Below are 19,964 nucleotides of genomic sequence, written 5' to 3'. Positions count from 1 at the left end.
CCGAAGCCGGGCCCGCCGGCCGAGCCGGGCCCACCCCCGAAGGCTGAGCGGAGAGATCCCGTGGCACCCCGCACGATCCTGGTCAGCGGCGCCGAGAGCGCGGCGGCCACCGTCGCCGCCGCCACCGCTCTGCACGCCGCCGCCGCCGGCCGCCGCACCCTGCTGCTCGCCGCCGACGACCCGCACCGCGCCCTGGACGTCCTGCTCGGCACCCGCCTGACGGCCGAGCCCGCCCGGTACGCCGAGCGGCTCGACGTCGCCCGGATCGACGAGCAGAGCACCTTCCGCGACGCCCTCGGGGCACTGAGCGGCCGGCTCGCCCCCGCGCTCGCCCTGATCGGCGCCGAACCGCTCGACCCGGAGGAGCTCACCCCGCTCCCCGGCACCCGGCCGCTCGCCCTGCTGCGGGAACTGCGCTCCGCCGACGCCGACGTCGTGGTGGTCGCCGCCCCCGCCCCCGCCGAGCTGATCGCCACCCTCGCCCTGCCCGAGCAACTGGACCGCTACCTGTCGCGGCTGCTGCCCGAGCAGCGCCAGGCCGCCCGGGCGCTGCGCCCGCTCCTGGCCGCCGTCGCCGGCGTCCCGATGCCCGCGGACTGGCTGTTCGAGGCGCGCGCCACCGCTCAGGCCGCGCTCGCCGAAGCCCGCGCGGTGGTCGACGCCCCCGGCACCACCGTCCGGCTGGCCGTCGACGCCGAGACCCACCGCCCCGAGGAACTGCGCCGGATCCGGGCCGGCCTGGCCCTGTACGGGCACCGGCTGGACGCCGTGGTCGCCCACCGCGCCCTGCCCGCGGACGCCGTCGCCTCCCCGGACCCGTGGCTGGCCGGCCTGGCCGCCCGCGAACGCGACCGGCTGGCCGAACTGGCCGCCGAACTGGACGTCCCGCTGCTGACCTGCCGCCGGCCGGAGGTGGCCCTGGAGGACATCGCCGCCCAGCTCTACGCCGCCGGCCGGCCGCCGGCCGCCCCGGCGCCGCAGCCCAGGATCGAGGACCGGCTGGCCGAGGACGGGCTGCTGCTCTGGCACCTGCCGCTGCCCGGTGCCGACCGGGACGAGCTGGAGCTGGTCCGCCGCGGCGACGAACTGGTGCTCGGGGTGGGTGCCTACCGGCGGATCCTGCTGCTGCCGTCCGCGCTGCGCCGCTGCACCGTCAGTGGGGCGGGCCTCGCGGACGGGGTGCTCACGCTGCGCTTCGCGCCCGACCCGGCGCTCTGGCCCCGCGGCCTGGCGCAGTAGCCGGGGCCCTCGGCGCCCGGCCCGGGGCGTGATCGCGACCGCCCGTCGGCCCGGTCCGGTACCGTCGGTGGCTCGACCGCGGCGAGAGGGACCACTGATGGCGGACCAGAAGACCGACCGTTCCGAGCAGCCGGACGGCTCCGGCGAGCCGTTCGGCCCGGAGCTCGGCCCGCTGGTGGACGAGGTGCGGCGGTTCGCCGAGGCGCTCGGCGGCAAGGCCCAGGAGTACGGCACCCGCGTCCGGGAGAGCAACCCCGAGGTGTTCGGACATCTCGCCGCCGCGGGCGGTGAGCTGCTGGCCGCGTACCGGGCCGCGGTGGCCGGACACGAGCGCCGCTGGTCGGCGCCCGGACACGCCGAGCCGGTCCACATCGACCTCGACGAACCGTCCGACAACTTCTGAAGCTGCTGGTCAGGGATGGTGACCGAAAGCTCTGTCAATGTCACTCAGAGGGGCGAACATTACGACTTTTGAAGGCGTCTCGGGCAAATTCTCGAAAATTGTCTTCGATTCATGTAGGTCGGAGTGTGTACGGGAGCACTGCCCAGCGGGTAGCGTTCCGCTCAGCGGGAACGAGTGAATAGCTGAGGGACACATGGCTCTGACCATCGGCGTCGATGTCGGCGGGACGAAGATCGCGGCAGGCGTGGTCGACGAGACCGGCGAGATCCTGGCGAGGACCCGGGTGCCCACCCCGGCCGACCCCCAGTGGGCGGTCGACGCCATCGCGCAGGCCGTCCGCGAGTTGAAGGAACAGCACCCGGACGTGGGCGGCGTGGGCGTGGGCGCCCCCGGTTTCGTCGACCGGGACCGCTCCACGGTGATCTTCGCGCCCAACATCGCCTGGGAGAACGAGCCCCTCAAGACCCGGATCGAGGAGCTCACCGGGCTCCCCACGGTGGTCGAGAACGATGCCAACTGCGCGGCCTGGGCCGAGTTCCGGTTCGGCGCGGCCGCCGCGCACGAGGACATGGTGCTGATCACCGTCGGCACCGGCATCGGCGGTGGCATCGTGCTCGACGGCCGGCTGCACCGCGGCCGCTTCGGCGTGGCCGGCGAGATCGGCCACCTCAACATGGTCCCCGACGGGCTGCTCTGCGGCTGCGGCGGCCACGGCTGCTGGGAGCAGTACGGCTCCGGCCGGGCGCTGCGTCGCTACGGCCGGGAGAAGGCCGCCGCCGACCCCATCGCGGGCAAGCGGATGCTGGAGCTCAACGACGGCGTCGCCGAGACCATCCGCGGCATCCACATCACCGAGGCGGCCGAGGACGGCGACCCGCTGGCGCTGGAGTGCTACGCGGAGCTGGCCGACTGGCTGGGCCGCGGCATGGCCGACCTCGCCGCGCTGTTCGACCCGGGCGTGTTCGTGCTCGGCGGCGGCGTCTCGGACTCCGGCCGGCTGCTGCTCGACCCGGTCGCCGCCGCCTTCCGGAAGTACCTCACCGGCGGCGTCCACCGGCCGCGGGCCGAGGTCGTGCTCGCCTCCATGGGCTCCGCCGCCGGCATCTCCGGCGCGGCCGACCTCGCCCGGATCTGACCTCGCGGCGGGACGGGCGCGCAGCCGTCCCGCCGCCCTTTTCGCGTGCTGATCCACCGTCAGGTGCCGGACAGGCCCTAGCATCGGCTCCGTGACGTCAGTGACCGAGCTGCCCGCCTCCGGGGCCGAGCCCGACGGCGCCCAACGCGTCCGCGTGCTCAGCTACAACATCCGCTCGCTGCGCGACGACCGGGACGCCCTGGTCCGGGTGATCAAGGCCTGCGAGCCCGACCTGATCTGCGTCCAGGAGTCCCCGCGCTACTGGAAGCCCGAGAAGCAGGCCGCCTGGCTCGCCCACCGCACCGGCACCGTCATCCTCTCCGGCGGCGGCCGGGTCGCCGCGGGCCCGCTGCTGCTCGGCCGGCTGCGGGTCGACGTCCTGGCGACCAGGGACCGCCTGCTCCCCAAGACCCGGGGCCTGCACGCCCGTGGCTTCGCCACCGCCCTGGTCAGGATCGGCGGATCCGTCCCGTTCTCCGTGACCAGCTGCCACCTCAGCCTCGACGCCGAGGAACGGCAGCGCCAGTTCGCCCTGCTGCCGGGCCAGTTCGACCCGGGGGAGCCCGGCCTGATCGCCGGGGACTTCAACGAGCACCCCGACGGCCCGGGCTGGCGGAAGCTGGCCGCGGACTTCCAGGACGCCCACCCGGCGGCGCCCTGGGGCGGCACCTTCACCTCCGTACCGGACAACCCGCACCAGCGGATCGACGCGGTCTTCGCCACCCGCGACCTGGAGGTCCTGGCCTGCGGAGTCCCGCACGGGCTGCCCGGCCTCGACCCGGCCGACCTGCTCGCCGCCACCGACCACCTGCCGGTGCTGGCCGTCGTGCGGGTCCCGGCCGCCAGTTCCTAGCGGATCGCCGCGCCGGTGATCACGCCGTTGACCACGGTGTAGGTGCCGGAGTAGAAGCGGTGGCTGCCGTCGTTCTGGAGGGCGTCGAGCACCACGCCGACGGTGTTGCCTCGCACGCTCGTGATGGTGACGGTGTCGTGGGCGGTGTCGGCGAAGCCCGCCACGAAGCTCTGGTAGCTGCCGCCGAGGTTGCGTCCGCCGAGCGCCCAGGCGCGGGCGTAGTCATGGGAGTTGATGGCCGCGACGTAGTCCAGCACCACCTGGGCGGGAGCTGCGGTGGAGACGGTCGGGGTGGCGGTCGGGGTGGCCGGCGTTCCGGGCGTGCGCGCGGAGCCGGGGGTGGTCGGTGCCCCGGGTGTCCGGGGCGAGCCAGGTGCGCCGGTGACCGTCCACTGGCCGGTCTGGGCGGCGAAGCCCGACTCCAGGGTGAACTGCACCTTCGCGACCGCAGATCGGGCCGGGATGTCGAAGGTGATAAAGCCGAGCGCGCTCTCGCCGGGTGCGACCCGGACCCCGGCCGGGAACGCGGGCCCGGCGGTGCTGGTACCGGCGATGACGGCGTTGAAGCCCTGTCCGGTGGAGTCGATCACCTGGGCGCCGTTGGAAGGGGAGTCCGAGTACGGCGCCGTCCCGGTGTTGCTGAGCCGGAACTGCACCGCCACCAGGCGGTCGCCCGGGCTGGGCGAGTCGAACCCGGTCGACGGGAAGGCCGGGTCGACCACCTGGGTCACCGTCACGGCCATCCGCTCTCCGGCCTGTGAACCGGCCAGTTCCAGGGTGTCGCCGACCCCTGCCCGCGGCGTCGCGGCCGTGGCGGCGGAGGCCGACCCGGTGGACGACACCGGGGAGATCGGTGCCGTGGTGATCTCCGGCGAGCCGCAACCGGCCGCCGCCGTCAGGCCGATGGCCGCGCTCAGTAAGCCGATGCAGGCGGAGCGAGCGGCGTGCATGGCGCACCGCCTCCAGGGTCCGGCGGGGTGTTCCACCGTCCAGCCTAGGAGCCTTCCGATCCGGCTGCTCCCCGGCGAGCCGGGCCGCGGGCGGGGTGCGGGGCCGCGCACAGTGGGGGCGTGAGCGAGACGACGGCGGCAGTGGCTTCGGAGGAGCACCGGGCGGGCTGGTTCGAGCTGTTCTTCGACCTGGTGTTCGTGGTCACGGTCAGCGTGCTGGCGCGCGACCTGCACGGGGATCCGGACGCGGGGGACTTCGGGACCTTCCTCGTGCTGTTCTTCCCGGCCTGGTGGGCGTGGGTCAACCTGATGGTGACGGTCAACGTGTTCGGCTCGGCCCGGCCGGGGGTGCAGGCGATGCTGCTCGCGGCGATGCCGGCGCTCGGGCTGATGGCGGCGGCCGCGCCGGACGGGCTCGGCGACCGGGCCTGGGCGTACGCGCTGGGCGCGGCCTGGGTGCGGCTGATGTTCTTCCTGATCTGGTTCGACCGGGCCCGGCGCAGCGACGACCCGCTGCCACGGTGGCGGCCGCTGGGCTACGCCCTGGTGCCGGCCGTGCTGTGGGCGGTGTCGGCCGCGGTGCCGAACCCGGGGCGGTTCGTGCTCTGGGGGGTGGCGATCGCGCTGGAGGTGGTGCTGCTGGCGGTGCGGACGGGGCTCACCGAGGAGTTCTACAGCCGGCTCTCCACCGAGCACCTGGTCGAGCGGATCGGCCTGTTCGTGGTGATCGTGCTCGGCGAGAGCGTGTTCACGGTGGTGGCCACCCTGGCCGACCACTTCACCGCCGCCTCCGCCGGCGCCGCGCTGGCCGGTTTCGTGGTGGTCGCCGAACTGGCGATGATCTTCTTCCTCTGGGGCACCGCCCATGCCGCCCAGGGGCTGGACCGGGCCCAGGCGGGCGGCGCCACCCGCGCGATCCGCGACACCGTGATGTACCTGCCGTTCGTGCTGGTCTCCGGCATCACGGTGATCGCCGCCGCGCTCGGCACCGCCGTCGCGGAGCCGGACCACCACCTGCCGTCCGGCTCCTGCTGGGCGCTGTGCGGCGGAGTCCTCGCCTTCTACACCGCCAACGCCGCCATCGCCCTGCGCTACGGCGACGGCGTCCGGACGGTGCTGCGCTGGTACGGGCCCTGCGTGGTGCTCACCCTGGGCGCGCTGCTGCCGGCCGCCCTGCTGCTGCCGGCCTGGGCGGCGGTGACCTGTGCGGCGGCCGTCGTGTTCGCCCTGGCCAAGATCTCCGGGTACCGCCGACCCGGGCTCCGTACCGTCCTGCCCGGCGCCTGAGCCCGCCTCAGACGACCGCGCCGCCGTTCGGGTCTTCCGGCTCGTCGTCGTCGCCGGCCTTCATCCGGGCCACCAGGGTGGCGAAGCCGCCCAGGAAGGCGGAGACCCCCACCCAGGCCGGCCAGCCGGAGACCTCGCGCCAGACCAGCGCGTCGAACAGCAGCAGGGCCGGCCCGCCGAGGACGGCGAGCCAGGCGAACCTGGCCGTGGTGTCGGCCGGAGGCAGCGGCGGCGGCTCCGGGGGGACGAAGTGGCCCTCGTCCTGGTCCTCCGCGGCCACGTAGTCGCGCGGGCCCGGCCCGCCGCCGCGGGGGCGCGGCCGCGGCGCGAGGTCGGCCAGGGCCGGGTCGCCGCCGGGCGCCGCACTCTCCTTGGTGGCCCGCAGGTTCTCGATCTCGGGCCACTGGGGGTCGGTGAGGTCCACCGGGTCGTCGAACTGGGCGACCAGGGCGGCGAAGATCGCGTCCTGCTCGGCCTGGCTGCCGCCGGCCGGACGGCGCGCGGGCGCGTCGGTGGCCTCGGCCGTGTCGGCCTGGTCGGCGGGCTCGCTCGCGGAGCCGCCCTGGGGCAGCTCCTCGTCGCCGCCCGCCTTGTTGGTCTCGTGCACTGCCGGCCCTTCAGCCCGAGTGGTTGTCGGCATCGACGGTCGTCACCGGCGCCAGGCGCCGGACGAAGTCGAGGCTCGCCTCGAAGATCAGCCCGGCGTCGTGGTCCAATGTCGCCACGTGGTAGCTGCGTTCAAGAAGCAGCTCGGTCACATCGGTCGAGGATATCCGGGCGAGTACCAGTTCCGAGTTGGCCGGCGAGACCACGTGGTCCTGCGGGCTGTGCAGCAACAGCACCGGCTGATCTATTTCCGGCAGCACCGCCTGCACGTCCTTCCACAGCCGCGACAGCGACCAGGCGGCATGCAGCGGGGTCCGGTCGTAGCCGAGCTCGGTCGAACCCTCCAGGGCGATGTCGTTGGCCACCCCCGGCAGGCTCGGAACGAGGTGGCGCAGTACCGGCAACAGCACACTCGCGGGGTTGTCCGACCGGACGGACGGGTTGACGAGCACCAGTCCGGAGACCGCCCCGCGGTGCCGGGAGGCCAGCCGAAGGGCCAACGAGCCGCCCATCGACAGCGCGAAGACGAAGACCTGCTCGCACTGTTCGAGCAGGGTGCGCAGCTCCCGGTCGACCTCCGCGTACCAGTCCTCCCAGCGGGTGAGCTGCATGTCCTGCCAGCGGGTGCCGTGGCCCGGCAGCAGCGGGAGGGACACGGTCAGACCGGCTGCGGCCAGGTGGTCGGCCCAGGGGCGCAGCGACTGCGGCGAGCCGGTGAAGCCGTGGACGAGCAGGACGCCGACCGGTCCGCCCTGGTGGCGGAAGGGTTCGGCACCGGGCAGTGGCGGCATCGGAAGGCTCCTCCGTGGGCAGTGGGACGGGGTCGGCCGCATCGTCCCACGCCCGGCGCGGCCCCGTACAGGGCGTGCCGCCCGCGGGCCGGGACGGCCCCGCCGGTACGGAGCCGAGGGTCGTGGGCATTAGGATCGACCGGTCCGCATAACAGGAGGCCCGGGTTGTTCTACCGACTGATGAAGATGATCGTCGCACCGCTGCTGCGGATCTTCTTCCGGCCCTGGATGGAGGGCGAGGAGAACATCCCCGACGAGGGGCCCGCGATCCTCGCGAGCAACCACCTGTCCTTCTCCGACTCGTTCTTCCTGCCCGCGCTGCTCAAACGCCGGGTCACCTTCATCGCGAAGGCCGAGTACTTCACCACCCCGGGGCTCAAGGGCCGGCTGACCGCCGCCTTCTTCAAGGGCGTCGGCCAGCTCCCGGTGGACCGCTCCGGCGCCCGCGGCGCCGGTGAGGCCGCGATCCGCAGCGGTATCGCCGTGATCGAGCGCGGTGAGGTCTTCGGGGTCTACCCGGAGGGCACCCGCTCGCCCGACGGCAAGCTGTACCGCGGCAAGGTCGGCGGCCTGGCACGGGTCGCGCTGGCCACCGGCGCCCCGGTGATCCCGGTCGCGATGATCAACACCGAGAAGGTGCAGCCGCCCGGCCAGGTGGTGCCCAACTTCGGCATCCGCCCCGGCATCAGGATCGGCCGTCCACTGGACTTCTCCCGCTACCAGGGCATGGAGAACGACCGCTTCATCCTCCGCTCGGTGACGGACGAGGTGATGTACGAGATCATGCGGCTGTCCGGCCAGGAGTACGTCGACATCTACGCGACGGCGGCCAAGCGGCAGATCACCGAGGACAAGAAGCGCGCGGACGCCGAGCGCAAGGCCGTCCAGAAGGCCGAGGCCGCCGAGCAGAAGGCGGCCCAGAAGGCCGAGAAGGAAGCCCAGCAGGAGGCCGAGAAGGCCGCCGCCGAGGCTGCCGCTGCCGAGTCCGCTGCCGAGTCCGCCGCCGCGACCGAGAAGCAGGACGACTCCGGGGAGAAGTAGCCCGGAGCAGCCGAGGGGGAGCTGATGACGGAGCACGGCTCCACCGACCTGGCCCACGCCCGGACCACTGCCGGCGCGGGCCCGGTCGACGTCGCCCGCGCCCTGACCGCGCCGCTGCGCGGCAGCCTCGGGGCCGGCGGGATGTCGGTGGAGCTGCCGCTGTGGCGGGCGATCTCCTACTTCCGGATGCTGGCCCTGGGGTACGCGATCGTCCGCTACTCCAACGCCTACCTCGGCTTCCTGCACCCGGTCTCCGGCTGGATCTACCTCGGCGCGCTCACCCTGTGGACGCTCGCCACCACCCGGGCCTTCGCCAACCCGCTGCGCTGCACCTGGGCGGTGCTCGGGACGGACCTGGCGATGACCGTCACCGGTGTGGTGATGAGCGGCATCATCGACAGCCCGGAGCGGATCCGGGCCGGCGCGCTCACCCTGCCGACGATCTGGGCCTGCGGCACCGTGCTCGGCTTCGCCTGCAAGGGCGGCTGGAAGGCCGCCGCGTTCGCCGCCACCCTGATCGGGATCGCCAACATCGGCGGCCACGGCGGCATCACGCCGGACAACCTGCACAACATCGTGCTGCTGCTGATGGCCGGCTGCGCCATCGGCTACGTGATCGAACTCGCCCGCGCCAGCGAGGCGGTGCTGACCCGGGCCCTCCAGGTCGAGGCGGCCACCCGGGAGCGCGAGCGGCTCTCCCGGGACATCCACGACGGGGTGCTCCAGGTGCTGGCCATGGTCCAGCGCCGCGGCGGCGAGGACCTCGCGGACCTGGGCCGGCTGGCCGGGGAGCAGGAGCGCGCCCTGCGCGCCCTGATGACCGGCGGCCCGCTGCCCGCCCGGGCCACCGGCGCCAACGCCCGCCAGGACCTGCGCCCCCTGCTCACGGTCCACGCCGACGAGCGGATCACGGTCTCGGCGCCCGGGACGGAGGTGCTGCTGCCCGGCCAGGTCGCCGGGGAGCTCGCCGCCGCGGTCGGCGCCGCCGTCGACAACGTGCGCAAGCACGCCGGCCCGCAGGCGCGGGCCTGGATCCTGGTCGAGGACGAGCCCGAGGCGGTCACCGTCTCGATCCGCGACGACGGGCCGGGCTTCCCGGCCGGGCGGCTCGGCGAGGCGGAGCGGGCCGGCCGGCTCGGCGTCTCGCAGTCGATCCGCGGCCGGCTGGTCGACCTGGGCGGCAGCGCGGAGCTGTACGCGGTACCGGGGGAGGGCGTCGAGGTGGAACTCCGGGTGCCCAGGAAGGGGAACTGATGTCGGATCAGGTGCGGGTGATGGTCGTCGACGACCACCCGATGTGGCGGGAGGCGGTCTCCCGGGATCTCGCCGAGGCGGGCTTCGACGTGGTGGCCACCGCCGGCGACGGCGACGAGGCCGTCCGGCGGGCGCGGGCCGCGATGCCGCAGGTCGTCGTCCTCGACCTCAACCTGCCCAGCCTGCCGGGGGTCGAGGTGTGCCGGGAGGTCGTCCGGCACGACCCGACCGTGCGGGTGCTGGTGCTCTCCGCCAGCGGCGAGCACGCCGACGTGCTGGAGGCGGTGAAGTCCGGCGCCACCGGGTACCTGGTGAAGTCGGCCGGCCGGGAGGAGCTGATCGACGCCGTCCGCCGCACGGCCGCCGGTGACCCGGTCTTCACCCCGGGCCTGGCCGGCCTGGTGCTCGGCGAGTTCCGCCGCCTGGCCACCGAGCCGGCCGCCCCGGCCTCGCCCGCCGCCCCGCAGCTGACCGCCCGGGAGACCGAGGTGCTCCGGCTGGTGGCCAAGGGATTGTCGTACCGCCAGATCGCCGAGCGCCTCGTGCTCTCGCACCGCACGGTCCAGAACCACGTCCAGAACACCCTGGGCAAGCTCCAGCTGCACAACCGGGTCGAACTGGTCCGCTACGCCATCGAGCAGGGCCTGGACGACGACCTGCGCTGAGCCGCCGTTCGCCGTGGCGAGCCCCGGGCAGGCCTGCGCCGACCGCCCTGTCGCCGGTGGACCTGCCAGGGGTGTGCCGGGCCGGGTGCGATCCGCAGGGGCCGCCCCCGGCACGGGTGTGACCGGCCGTCAGCCGGCCACCGGGCTGGCCGTCCGCAGCAGGCCCGCGACGATGTCGACGCCCTCGCGGGTGAGCACCGACTCGGGGTGGAACTGCAGCGTCGCGAAGCCCGGTCCGCGCAGGGCGTGCACGTCGCCGGTGACCGGGTCGCGGGAGACCTCGACGCCGTCGGCGGCCAGGCGGGCGCTGTCGGCGTCGGTGCAGCGGGCGGTGAAGGCGTTGTAGAAGCCGACGGTCCGGCGGGTGCCGAACAGGTCGACGGTCTCCTGGGCGCCCTGGTACGGGACGTGCTTGCGCGCCAGCGGCAGGCCGAGCCGGTGGGCGACCAGCTGGTGGCTGAGGCAGACGGCGAGCAGCGGAGCGGACCGGGCGCCGGTGCGGGCCGCGGTGAGGGCGTCGGCGGCGATCGGGCGCAGCAGTGCCATCTTGGCGTCGTGCGGGTCGCCCGGGTCGCCGGGGCCGGGGCCGAGGACCAGCGGGCCGGTGTGGGCCGCCGCGAGGTCGCGCAGGCCGGGGGTGTCGTACCGGAGCACGGTGACCCGGTGGCCGAGCGAGCCGAGCAGGTGGGCCAGCATCGAGGTGAAGGTGTCCTCGCCGTCCACCACCAGGGTGTCCGGGCCCGCCGCCGGCCGGGCCGGCTGCTGCATCCGCAGCCAGAACGGGGCGAGGCCGGCCCGGCGCGCGTCGAGCGCGGCCTGCACCCGGTGGTCGTCGGCGAGCCGGGGGCCGCCGCCCTCGCCGGGACGGCGGGCGGGCGCCGGGCGGGCGCCGATCGCTGCCAGGACTCCGGCGGCCTTGGCGTGCGTCTCGGCGACCTCGGAGTACGGGTCGGAATGGCGTACCAGGGTGGCGCCGACCCGGACGACCAGTTCGCCGGTGGCGGGGTCGATGTCGGCCGTCCGGATGCAGATCGGCGAGTCCAGCTGCTGGCCGCCGCTGGCGCCGCGGCCGATCAGGGCCAGCGCGCCGGAGTAGTAGCCGCGGCCGCTGCGCTCGTAGCGCTTGATCACCCGGGTCGCGTTCTGCACCGGGCTGCCCGTGACGGTGGCGGCGAACATGGTCTCCCTGAGCACCTCCCGCACGTCCAGCGAGGTGCGCCCGCGCAGCTCGTACTCGGTGTGGGCGAGGTGGGCCATCTCCTTGAGCCGGGGGCCGAGGACCTGGCCGCCGAGGTCGCCGACGGTGCACATCATCTTGAGCTCCTCGTCGACCACCATGGTGAGCTCCTCCAGCTCCTTGGGGTCGTGCAGGAAGGCGAGCAGCGAGTCGATGTCGGAGCCGGCGGCCGGGTAGCGGTAGGTCCCGGAGATCGGGTTCATCACCACGGTGCCGCCGGACTGCCGGACGTGGACCTCGGGGGAGGCGCCGACCAGGACCCGGTCGCCGGTGTGCACCAGGAACGTCCAGTAGGCGCCCTGCTCCTGCTCCAGCAGCCGCCGGAACAGGCCGAGCGCGGTGGCGGTGGTGAAGCCGTCCAGGGTGCCGCGGAAGTCGCGGCGGATGACGAAGTTGGCGCCCTCGCCGTTGCCGATCTCGTCCTCGATCACCCGGCGGACGATCCCGGCGTACTCGTCGTCGTCGATGTCGAAGCCGCCGTCGCGCACCTCGGCCGCCTCCCGCGGCAGCGCCGCCAGCAGGGCGTCCAGCCCGAGGGCGTACTGCTCCTCGACGGCGAGGGCCTGCAGCGGCGTGTCGTCGTCGTGGGCCTCGAAGCCGCGCTCGCGGATCTGCCGGTAGGGGACGAGGGCCAGCAGGTCGTGCCGGGGGCCGGCGGCGGGCAGTCCCGTGCGGACCGGGAGCTCGGCCAGCGTGTCGTACGAGCCGACGGTGCCCAGCAGCACCTCGACGGTGCCGGGGGCCAGGCGCGGGGTGCGGCGGTGGAGCAGGGCGAAGGCCGGTGCGCCCGGTGCGGTGAGACGGGCGAGCAGGGCTGCGGCGGCGGGACTGGTGGTCACGAGTGCGGCTTCCTTCCGGGAAGGTGGGCGGGGAGCTGTGCTCCGGTCCGCTGTCCGGGAGGGCCGTCCGACTCTCGATGTGCCGACGGCCGCCCCGAGGGGCGGCCGTCGTTCGTCTCTAGGGACGCGCGATTCGTGGACCACCCGACGGGTCGGTCCACCACCAGCAGAGGGTGTGCGGCGCGTTCATGGGGATGAGCGTAACCGATGGTCCGGGGGTGTGAACCGGATCACCGAAATGTCCAGCGGGTGTCTCATCCAGCGGGCAGTCGTCACAAATCGGTTGGCGCACCCCGTAGCCTTGATCCTGTGACCGTGACGACTGAGACATCGAGGACTGGCCACTCCTGGCAGTCCCTGCCCGCGGCGCAGCAGCCTGAATGGCCGGACCAAGAGGCGCTGCGCAAGACCCTTGCGGACCTCGCCTCGTATCCGCCGCTCGTCTTCGCCGGCGAGTGCGACCAGCTGCGTGCCCGGCTCGGTGCCGTCGCGCGCGGTGAGGCCTTCCTGCTGCAGGGCGGTGACTGCGCCGAGGCGTTCGACGGAGTCTCGGCCGAGCAGATCCGCAACAAGCTGAAGACACTGCTGCAGATGGCCGCCGTGCTCACGTACGCGGCCTCGGTGCCGGTCGTGAAGGTCGGCCGGATCGCCGGGCAGTACTCCAAGCCCCGCTCGAAGGCGACCGAGACCCGCGACGGTGTGACCCTGCCGGTCTACCGCGGCGACTCGGTGAACGGCTTCGAGTTCACCCCCGAGTCCCGGATCCCGGACCCGGAGCGTCTGAAGCGGATGTACAACGCGTCCGCCGCCACGCTCAACCTGGTGCGCGCCTTCACCACCGGTGGCTACGCCGACCTGCGCCAGGTGCACGCCTGGAACCAGGACTTCGTGCGCAACTCGCCGGCCGGCCAGCGCTACGAGAAGCTGGCCCGCGAGATCGACAACGCGCTGGCCTTCATGAACGCCTGTGGGGTGGCCCCCGAGGAGTTCAAGACGGTCGAGTTCTTCTCCTCGCACGAGGCGCTGATCCTGGACTACGAGACCGCGCTGACCCGCACGGACTCGCGGACCGGCCACCTGTACGACGTCTCCGGCCACATGGTCTGGATCGGCGAGCGGACCAGGCAGCTGGACCACGCGCACATCGAGTTCGCCTCGAAGATCCGCAACCCGATCGGGGTGAAGCTCGGCCCGACCACCTCGGTCGACGAGGCGCTCACCCTGATCGACCGGCTGGACCCGGACCGCGAGCCCGGCCGGCTCACCTTCATCACCCGGATGGGCGCGGGCAAGGTCCGCGAGCACCTGCCCTCCCTGGTGGAGAAGGTCACCGCGTCCGGTGCCCAGGTCGTGTGGATCTGCGACCCGATGCACGGCAACACCTACGAGGCCGAGACCGGCCACAAGACCCGTCGCTTCGACGACGTGCTCGACGAGGTCAAGGGCTTCTTCGAGGTGCACCGCGCGCTCGGTACCCACCCGGGCGGCATCCACGTCGAGCTGACCGGTGACGACGTCACCGAGTGCGTCGGCGGCGGCGACGAGGTGTTCGAGGACGACCTGCACCAGCGCTACGAGACGGCCTGCGACCCGCGGCTCAACCGCAGCCAGTCGCTGGACCTGGCCTTCCTGGTGGCGGAGATGTACCGCGGCCACTGAGGCCGCCGGCTGCTCCGGTGTGACGAAAGCCCCTCCCTGCTCGGGTGATCCGAGCGGGGAGGGGCTTTGTCGTGCGCCGATCGCCGGGTAAGGTAAGGCTTAGCGAGGTAAGGCAAGGCTTTACTGATCTTGGTCCGCCAGGGCCGCTCCGCAGTACCAGTTCGGCAGTACCCGTTCGGCCGTACCGCCCAGCACCACCCGGGAGAGACCGCGATGTATGTCTGCATGTGCCATGCGGTCACCGAGGCCCAGGTCAAGGACGCCATCGACGCGGGTGCCGCCACTCCGCGGCAGATAGCCAAGGGCTGCAAGGCCGGCACCGACTGCGGTTCCTGCGTGCGGCGGATCCAGGCGCTGCTGGGGGAGCACGGTGCGCGCCCGTGCCCGACAGCCAGGCTGGCGGCCCGGCTCGGCCTCGCCGAGCCGGAGAGCGAGACGTCGCAGCTCCGGCCGTCGCCGCTCGCGGCCTAGCCGTCGACCCGTCCCCGGATCCGCCCCGGGCCTCGGCCGGCGGGGCTCAGGACTCCGGCTGTTCGATCAGCTGGGCGAGGTAGAGCGGCTCGCCGAGCTTCTCCAGCAGTTCGAGCTGGGTGTCCAGGTAGTCGATGTGGTGCTCCTCGTCGGCGAGGATGTCCTCGAAGATGTTGGCCGAGGTGACGTCGTTCTTGGCCCGCATCACCACGATCCCGCGGCGCAGCCGGTCGATGGCCTCGACCTCGACCTGGCGGTCGGCCTCGAACATCTCCTTGACGGTCTGGCCGATCCGGACGTGGAACAGCCGCTGGTAGTTGGGCAGGCCGTCCAGGAAGAGGATCCGGTCGGTGAGGACCTCGGCGTGCTTCATCTCGTCGAAGGACTCGTGCCGGGTGTACTTGGCGAGCTTGGTCCACCCGTTGTTCTCCTGCATCTTCGCGTGCAGGAAGTACTGGTTGATCGCGGTCAGCTCGGCGGTGAGCTGCTCGTTGAGGAATTCGATGACCTCGGGGTCGCCCTTCATGGCGTTGCCTTCCTGTCCCATGCGTCGCTCGCGCTACCGCGGTTGAGGGCATCGTGGCACCGTTGCGGGCGGTAATTCCAGTAAGTTCACACTCACTAGGACATGTGTCGGATTGTCCGATATGCGCGCTGTGGGGGCGTGCGCGAGGGGCGCGCGCGGCAGGGCGCCCGCCGTCTGTCACCATGGAGGTATGGGTCAGCACGAACCGGAACAGCCTCAGCCGTCTGACCCGCGGATCCCGCCGGGCCAGCGGCCGCAACGCGGCTGGCCGGTGCTGCACTACGGTCCGGTGCCCCGTTTCAAGCCGCAGAGCTGGGACTTCCAGGTGTTCGGCGCCACCGCCACGGCCGAGAAGCAGAGCTGGGACTTCGCCGCCTTCCACGCGCTTCCCCGGGTCACCGTCCGCGGCGACTTCCACTGCGTCACCCGGTTCTCGATGCTCGGCAACGAGTGGGGCGGCGTCGCGGCCAAGACCGTGCTCGACCTGGTGCCCCCGGCCCCCGACGTCACCCATGTGATGGTCTGGGCCGAGTACGGCTACAGCGCCAACCTGCGGCTGGCCGACTTCGCCGACCCGGGCACGGTCTTCGCCACCCACCACAACGCCGAGCCGCTCACCCTGGAGCACGGCTTCCCGGTCCGCCTGGTGGTGCCGCACCTGTACGCCTGGAAAGGCCCCAAGTGGGTCCGCGCGGTCGAGTACATGCGGGCCGACCGGCGCGGCTTCTGGGAGGAACGCGGTTACCACAACCGGGCCGACCCGTGGGCCGAGCAGCGCTACTCCTACCAGGAGGAGCCCGGCGACGGGCCGCTGCGGTAGGGCCTGTCCGACAGTCCCCGGGCCCGTCCCGGACGAGCCCACCGCCGCGCCGGTGGCTAGAACAGCGAGAAGTTGATCGTCACGACGGTGTTCTGCGGACGGGGCTGGCCGGCCGGCGGGCTCTGCGAGGCGACCTTGCCGGTGCCGAACAGGTTGAGGCCGGAGGTCTGCACCTTGAACCCGGCGTCGGCGAGCGCCTTGGCCGCCGCGTCCTTGTCCAGCCCGACCACGTTCGGCACCGGGACCATGCCCTTGCTGACCACCAGCGCGATCGGGGAACCGACCGCCAGCTGCTCGCCCGCGCCGGGCGACACGCTGACCACCGCGCCCTTGGGCACCGTGTCGTTGAAGGACTCCGTCACCGTGCCGGGCGTCAGCCGGGCGTCGGTGAGCGCCTTGCGGGCCGCCTCCAGCGGCTTGCCGGCCAGCTCGGGCACGGGGATCCGCTCGGGGCCCTTGGAGAGCCTGACCTTCACCGAGTCGCTCTTGCGCAGCTTCTGCCCCACCCCCGGATCGGTCGAGATCACCTGGCCGGCCTTGACCGACTCGCTGAACTCCTCGGTGTAGGTGCCGTGCAGCCCGGACTTGTCCAGCGCCGCCTGGGCCTGCGCCTGGCTCTGCCCGAGCACGCTCGGCACGGTCGCGTAGACCGCGCTGGACAGCGCCCACGTGGTGCCGCCGACCAGCACGAGCAGTGCCGCGACCACGGCCGCCCAGATGAACGGCTTGCGCGAGCGCGGCGCGCGCTCCGGCCGGACCGCGCGCAGCTGCATCGTCCCGTGCCCGGGCGCCTCGTCGACCGGCGGCCGCGGCGGCAGCAGGTCCGGCGGGACCTCCAGCACGCTGGTCCGCTCGACCGGCGGGCTGATCACCGAGGTGACCTCGCCGGTCGAGTACTGCGGGGTGAGCCGGGAGGAGGCCGGCGGCTCGGCGTCCAGCTGGGTCTGGCTCAGGCCACGGCGGACCCGCTGCAGGGTGGCGAGCAGCTCCACCGCGTCCCAGGGCCGGGCCTGCGGGTCGCGGGCGGTGGCGGCGGCGACTATCGCGTCCAGCTCGGGGCCGACCGCCGGCGCGGACAGCGACGGCGCCGGGACGCTCTCGTGCAGGTGCATGTACATCACCTGGGCCGGGTTGTCGCCGGTGTGCGGCTTGGCGCCGGTCAGCAGCTCGTACAGCAGGATGCCGGCCGCGTAGACGTCCACCCGCTGGTCGGTCGGGTCCTGGCGGATCTGCTCCGGTGCCAGATAGGACACCGTGCCGAGCACGGTGCCGGCCTCGGTGGTGCTGGTGACGGCGCCGTCGGTGCCGGAGAGCAGCCGGACCAGGCCGAAGTCGGCGACCTTGACCATGCCGCCCTCGGTGATCAGGACGTTCTCCGGCTTGATGTCCCGGTGCACCAGCCCCGCGCGGTGGGCAGCGCCGAGGGCGGCCAGGATCGGTTCCATGACGTCCAGCGCGGCCCGCACCGACAGGGCGCCGCGGTCGCGCAGCACGTCCCGCAGGTTGCTGCCGGGCACGTACTCCATCGCCAGGAACACCGCCTGGCCGTCGGCGCCCTGGTCGAAGACGTTCACCACGTTCGGGTGCGCGAGCCGGGCGATCGCCTTGGCCTCGCGGATGAAGCGGTCGGTGAAGTCGTTGTCGCCGACCAGCGACTCGTGCATCACCTTGAGGGCGACCACCCGGTCCAGCCGGGTGTCCAGGCCGCGGTAGACCGTCGCCATACCGCCCGCGGCGATCCGCTGCTCGACCCGGTACCGGCCGTCGAGCAGGGCTCCGATGAGGGGATCGCGCAGCGTCATGTCCACCAGAGGAGTGTAGGGGCGATGGCCCCGGCGGTGGCCGGTGGCCTGCCCGTCGCGAGCAGTCTGTGCCGAAGTTGAGACCGGGTCAGAACGCCGGGTGCTCCCGGGTGTCCAGTTCGGCCCGCCCGGCCATGGCCGAGGAGGCCTCGGCGTGGAACCGGCGCGGGATCCGTCCGGCCCGGTGGGCGAGGCGTCCGGCCTCGACCCCGCGGCGCATCGCGTCGGCCATCAGCACCGGATCCTGGGCCCGGGTCACGGCCGAGGCCAGCATCACCGCGGCGCAGCCCAGCTCCATCGCCAGGGCCACGTCGGAGGCGGTGCCCGCACCCGCGTCCAGCACCACCGGGACGCCCGCGCTCTCCACGATCAACTGGAAGTTGTGCGGGTTGCGGATGCCCAGGCCGGAGCCGATCGGCGAGCCCAGCGGCATGATCGCCGCGCAGCCGACGTCCTCCAGCTTGCGTGCCAGCACCGGGTCGTCGTTGGTGTAGGGCAGCACCGTGAAGCCGTCGTCGACCAGGGTCTCGGCGGCGTCCAGCAGCTCGATCGGGTCGGGCAGCAGGGTGCGCTCGTCGGCGATCACCTCCAGCTTCACCCAGTCGGTGCCGAGTGCCTCGCGGGCGAGCCGGGCGGTCAGCACGGCCTCCCCGGCGGTGAAGCAGCCGGCCGTGTTGGGCAGCACCCGGATGCCGTTGCGGGTGAGCACGTCGAGCACCGAGCCCCGGGTACCGGGGTCGACCCGGCGCATCGCGACGGTGGTCAGCTCCGTGCCGGAGACCAGCAGGGCCTGCTCCAGCACCTCCAGGCTCGGGGCGCCGCCGGTGCCCATGATCAGCCGGGACGAGAAGGTCGTCCCGGCGATGGTCAGCAGGTCGTCGGCCATCGCGCTCAGCCCCCCTGGACCGCGGTGAGGATCTCCACCCGGTCGCCGGCGCTCAGCACCGTCTCGCCCCACGAACCGCGTGGCACCACGGCCTCGTTGAGTGCCGCCGCCACGCCCGAGGGCGCCCTGCTCAGCTGCGCCACCACCTCGGCCAGCGTGGTCGCGGCGGGCAGCTCGCGGGGTTCGCCGTTGACGGTGAGCGGGATCTGGTTCATGACGTGACCTCTGCGGTGAAGCGGCTGGGGGAGAAGGGGGCGGCGAGCTCGGGCACGGCCCCGGTCGCCAGGTGGTCGGCGATCAGGTCGGCGGTGACCGGGGTGAGCAGGACGCCGTTGCGGTAGTGGCCGGTCGCCGCGGTGAGGCCGGGCAGCGTGGTCGGGCCGAGCAGCGGGGCGTTGTCCGGGGAGCCGGGCCGCAGCCCGGCACCGGTCTCCACCAGCGGCAGCTCGGTGATGCCGGGGATCAGCTCGTGCGCGTCGCGCAGCAGCTCGTACACCCCGCCCGCGGTCACGGTGGTGTCGTAGCCCAGCTCCTCGCTGGTCGCCCCGATCACCAGCTCGCCGTCGGCCCGCGGCACCAGGTAGATGTGCTGCCCGCGCACCACCGCCCGCACGTTGCGGGACAGGAACGGCGCGTACGGCGCGGGGATCCGCAGCCGCAGCACCTGGCCCTTGACCGGGCGGACGGCCGGCAGCACGCCCGGCGGCAGGCCGGGCAGCAGGTGGCTGCGGCAGCCGGCGGCGAGCACCAGCTGCCCGGCGGTCAGCTCGGTGCCGTCGGCCAGCCGGACGCCGGTGGCCCGGCCGTCCGTGACCACCAGTTCGGCGGCCTCGGCACGGTGCAGGACGACACCCTCGCGCGCGCAGGCGGCGAGCAGGGCCTTCGACAGCCGCCGCCCGTCCACCTGGTGATCGCCCGTCACCTGCAGGCCGCCGCGCACCCCGGGGGCGAGCATCGGTTCGAGCCGGCGGCACTCCCGGCCGGTCAGCCAGTGCGACTCAAGGCCGAGCCGCTGGTGGAAGGCGAGCAGCTCGCGCAGTTCCGCGCGGTCGTCGGAGTCCAGCGCCACGGCCAGCGTGCCGGTCTGCCGGTAGCCGGTGTCCAGGCCGGTGGCCGCGGTGAGTTCGGCCGCGAACGCGGCGTACCGCTCGTTGGAGGCCATGCCCAGGCGCAGCAGCGGCTCCTCGCCGTACTGCAGCTCCGTGACGGGGGCCAGCATCCCGGCCGCGACCTGGGCCGCGCCGCCGCCCGGGGCCGGGTCGAGCACGGTGACCGCGAGCCCGCGCTGCGCCGTGCGCCAGGCCACGCCGAGGCCGATGATGCCGCCGCCGACGACCAGGACGTCAGGTGTCCGTGCCAAAGTCGATACTCCCTTCGCCGGCATGACCCGGATCAGGTTCGGACGGTCGCAGGCCGCCGCAGCCCGCCTCTCAGCCCGGTGCGCCGGGCTCCCGTGTGGTGTCCGTCCACCATAACGCCGGGCGCGTCCCAGCCCGAAGG

20 protein-coding genes and 1 riboswitch are annotated in these 19,964 nt (G+C 73.4%); of the genes, 11 read left to right on the top strand and 9 right to left on the bottom strand.

All coding sequences use genetic code 11. The features are described 5' to 3' along the window. Positions 1-60 precede the first annotated feature (60 nt). The 4 genes from OG871_RS11665 (at position 61) to OG871_RS11650 (ending at position 3,630) form a co-directional block, all read left to right on the top strand. Positions 61-1,239 (top strand): ArsA family ATPase, encoded by a 1,179-nt coding sequence (locus tag OG871_RS11665; protein ID WP_371496605.1) that lies wholly within the window; start codon positions 61-63, stop codon positions 1,237-1,239. 97 nt (positions 1,240-1,336) lie between these two features. Next, the gene (locus OG871_RS11660; RefSeq protein ID WP_371496604.1) at positions 1,337-1,642 is read left to right on the top strand and encodes a DUF5304 family protein; all 306 of its coding nucleotides are present in this window, start codon (positions 1,337-1,339) and stop codon (positions 1,640-1,642) included. 193 nt (positions 1,643-1,835) lie between these two features. After that, the gene (locus OG871_RS11655) at positions 1,836-2,777 is read left to right on the top strand and encodes an ROK family glucokinase (RefSeq protein WP_371496602.1); all 942 of its coding nucleotides are present in this window, start codon (positions 1,836-1,838) and stop codon (positions 2,775-2,777) included. Between the two features lie 91 nt (positions 2,778-2,868). After that, entirely contained in the window at positions 2,869-3,630 is a 762-nt protein-coding gene (locus OG871_RS11650) for an endonuclease/exonuclease/phosphatase family protein (RefSeq protein ID WP_371496600.1), read from the top strand. Here the strand turns inward: OG871_RS11650 and OG871_RS11645 are convergent. Further along, complete coding sequence (locus OG871_RS11645) at positions 3,627-4,580, bottom strand: DUF4352 domain-containing protein (RefSeq protein WP_371496598.1); 954 nt, start codon at positions 4,578-4,580, stop codon at positions 3,627-3,629. The two genes, OG871_RS11650 and OG871_RS11645, sit on opposite strands and share 4 nt — an antisense overlap. A gap of 120 nt (positions 4,581-4,700) precedes the next feature. Between OG871_RS11645 and OG871_RS11640 the strand changes: the two genes are divergently transcribed. Continuing rightward, positions 4,701-5,867, top strand: coding sequence for a low temperature requirement protein A (locus OG871_RS11640; protein ID WP_371496597.1), 1,167 nt, complete (start codon positions 4,701-4,703; stop codon positions 5,865-5,867). Between the two features lie 7 nt (positions 5,868-5,874). Here the strand turns inward: OG871_RS11640 and OG871_RS11635 are convergent, their stop codons facing one another. Both OG871_RS11635 and OG871_RS11630 read right to left on the bottom strand, forming a co-directional pair. After that, the gene (locus tag OG871_RS11635; protein ID WP_371496596.1) at positions 5,875-6,474 is read right to left on the bottom strand and encodes a hypothetical protein; all 600 of its coding nucleotides are present in this window, start codon (positions 6,472-6,474) and stop codon (positions 5,875-5,877) included. A gap of 10 nt (positions 6,475-6,484) precedes the next feature. Next, entirely contained in the window at positions 6,485-7,264 is a 780-nt protein-coding gene (locus OG871_RS11630; RefSeq protein WP_371496594.1) for an alpha/beta hydrolase, read from the bottom strand. A gap of 180 nt (positions 7,265-7,444) precedes the next feature. Here OG871_RS11630 and OG871_RS11625 point away from each other — a divergent pair, with 180 nt between their 5' ends. The 3 genes from OG871_RS11625 (at position 7,445) to OG871_RS11615 (ending at position 10,224) form a co-directional block, all read left to right on the top strand. Continuing rightward, on the top strand, positions 7,445-8,305 hold the full coding sequence (locus OG871_RS11625) for a lysophospholipid acyltransferase family protein (protein ID WP_371503281.1): 861 nt from the start codon (positions 7,445-7,447) through the stop codon (positions 8,303-8,305). A gap of 141 nt (positions 8,306-8,446) precedes the next feature. Then, the gene (macS, locus tag OG871_RS11620) at positions 8,447-9,559 is read left to right on the top strand and encodes a MacS family sensor histidine kinase (protein ID WP_371503280.1); all 1,113 of its coding nucleotides are present in this window, start codon (positions 8,447-8,449) and stop codon (positions 9,557-9,559) included. Beyond that, entirely contained in the window at positions 9,559-10,224 is a 666-nt protein-coding gene (locus tag OG871_RS11615) for a response regulator (RefSeq protein ID WP_371496592.1), read from the top strand. Before macS ends, OG871_RS11615 begins: the two co-directional genes overlap by 1 nt. A gap of 129 nt (positions 10,225-10,353) precedes the next feature. On the opposite strand, the gene OG871_RS11610 is transcribed toward OG871_RS11615, so the two are convergent. After that, complete coding sequence (locus tag OG871_RS11610; RefSeq protein WP_371496590.1) at positions 10,354-12,300, bottom strand: chorismate-binding protein; 1,947 nt, start codon at positions 12,298-12,300, stop codon at positions 10,354-10,356. A 207-nt stretch (positions 12,301-12,507) separates the two neighbouring features. Here OG871_RS11610 and OG871_RS11605 point away from each other — a divergent pair, with 207 nt between their 5' ends. Both OG871_RS11605 and OG871_RS11600 read left to right on the top strand, forming a co-directional pair. Next, entirely contained in the window at positions 12,508-13,959 is a 1,452-nt protein-coding gene (locus tag OG871_RS11605) for a class II 3-deoxy-7-phosphoheptulonate synthase (protein ID WP_371496588.1), read from the top strand. 213 nt (positions 13,960-14,172) lie between these two features. After that, on the top strand, positions 14,173-14,430 hold the full coding sequence (locus tag OG871_RS11600; RefSeq protein ID WP_371496586.1) for a bacterioferritin-associated ferredoxin: 258 nt from the start codon (positions 14,173-14,175) through the stop codon (positions 14,428-14,430). 46 nt (positions 14,431-14,476) lie between these two features. Here OG871_RS11600 and bfr read toward each other — a convergent pair whose 3' ends face one another. Then, the gene (gene bfr / locus OG871_RS11595) at positions 14,477-14,956 is read right to left on the bottom strand and encodes a bacterioferritin (protein WP_371503279.1); all 480 of its coding nucleotides are present in this window, start codon (positions 14,954-14,956) and stop codon (positions 14,477-14,479) included. A 190-nt stretch (positions 14,957-15,146) separates the two neighbouring features. On the opposite strand from bfr, the gene OG871_RS11590 reads away from it, so the two are divergent. Beyond that, positions 15,147-15,776 carry a sulfite oxidase-like oxidoreductase gene (locus OG871_RS11590; RefSeq protein ID WP_371496584.1) on the top strand — a complete coding sequence of 210 codons (630 nt, stop codon included), beginning with the start codon at positions 15,147-15,149 and terminating at the stop codon, positions 15,774-15,776. 56 nt (positions 15,777-15,832) lie between these two features. Here the strand turns inward: OG871_RS11590 and pknB are convergent, their stop codons facing one another. The 4 genes from pknB to thiO form a co-directional block, all read right to left on the bottom strand. After that, positions 15,833-17,578: a Stk1 family PASTA domain-containing Ser/Thr kinase gene (pknB, locus tag OG871_RS11585; protein ID WP_371503278.1), complete on the bottom strand. Its 1,746-nt coding sequence runs from the start codon at positions 17,576-17,578 to the stop codon at positions 15,833-15,835. A gap of 88 nt (positions 17,579-17,666) precedes the next feature. After that, positions 17,667-18,464 (bottom strand): thiazole synthase, encoded by a 798-nt coding sequence (locus OG871_RS11580; RefSeq protein WP_371496582.1) that lies wholly within the window; start codon positions 18,462-18,464, stop codon positions 17,667-17,669. A gap of 5 nt (positions 18,465-18,469) precedes the next feature. Then, a complete protein-coding gene (gene thiS / locus OG871_RS11575) occupies positions 18,470-18,679 on the bottom strand; it encodes a sulfur carrier protein ThiS (RefSeq protein WP_371496580.1) in 210 nt (69 codons plus the stop codon). Beyond that, positions 18,676-19,848 (bottom strand): glycine oxidase ThiO, encoded by a 1,173-nt coding sequence (thiO, locus tag OG871_RS11570; RefSeq protein WP_371496578.1) that lies wholly within the window; start codon positions 19,846-19,848, stop codon positions 18,676-18,678. The genes thiS and thiO overlap by 4 nt, the downstream gene beginning before the upstream one ends. Then, a riboswitch (TPP riboswitch) is annotated at positions 19,817-19,929 on the bottom strand. It overlaps the preceding gene by 32 nt. Between the last annotated feature and the right edge of the window lie 35 nt (positions 19,930-19,964).

Source organism: Kitasatospora sp. NBC_00374 (assembly GCF_041434935.1).
Lineage (GTDB): Bacteria > Actinomycetota > Actinomycetes > Streptomycetales > Streptomycetaceae > Kitasatospora.
This window is presented reverse-complemented; position numbering and strand designations above follow the sequence as displayed.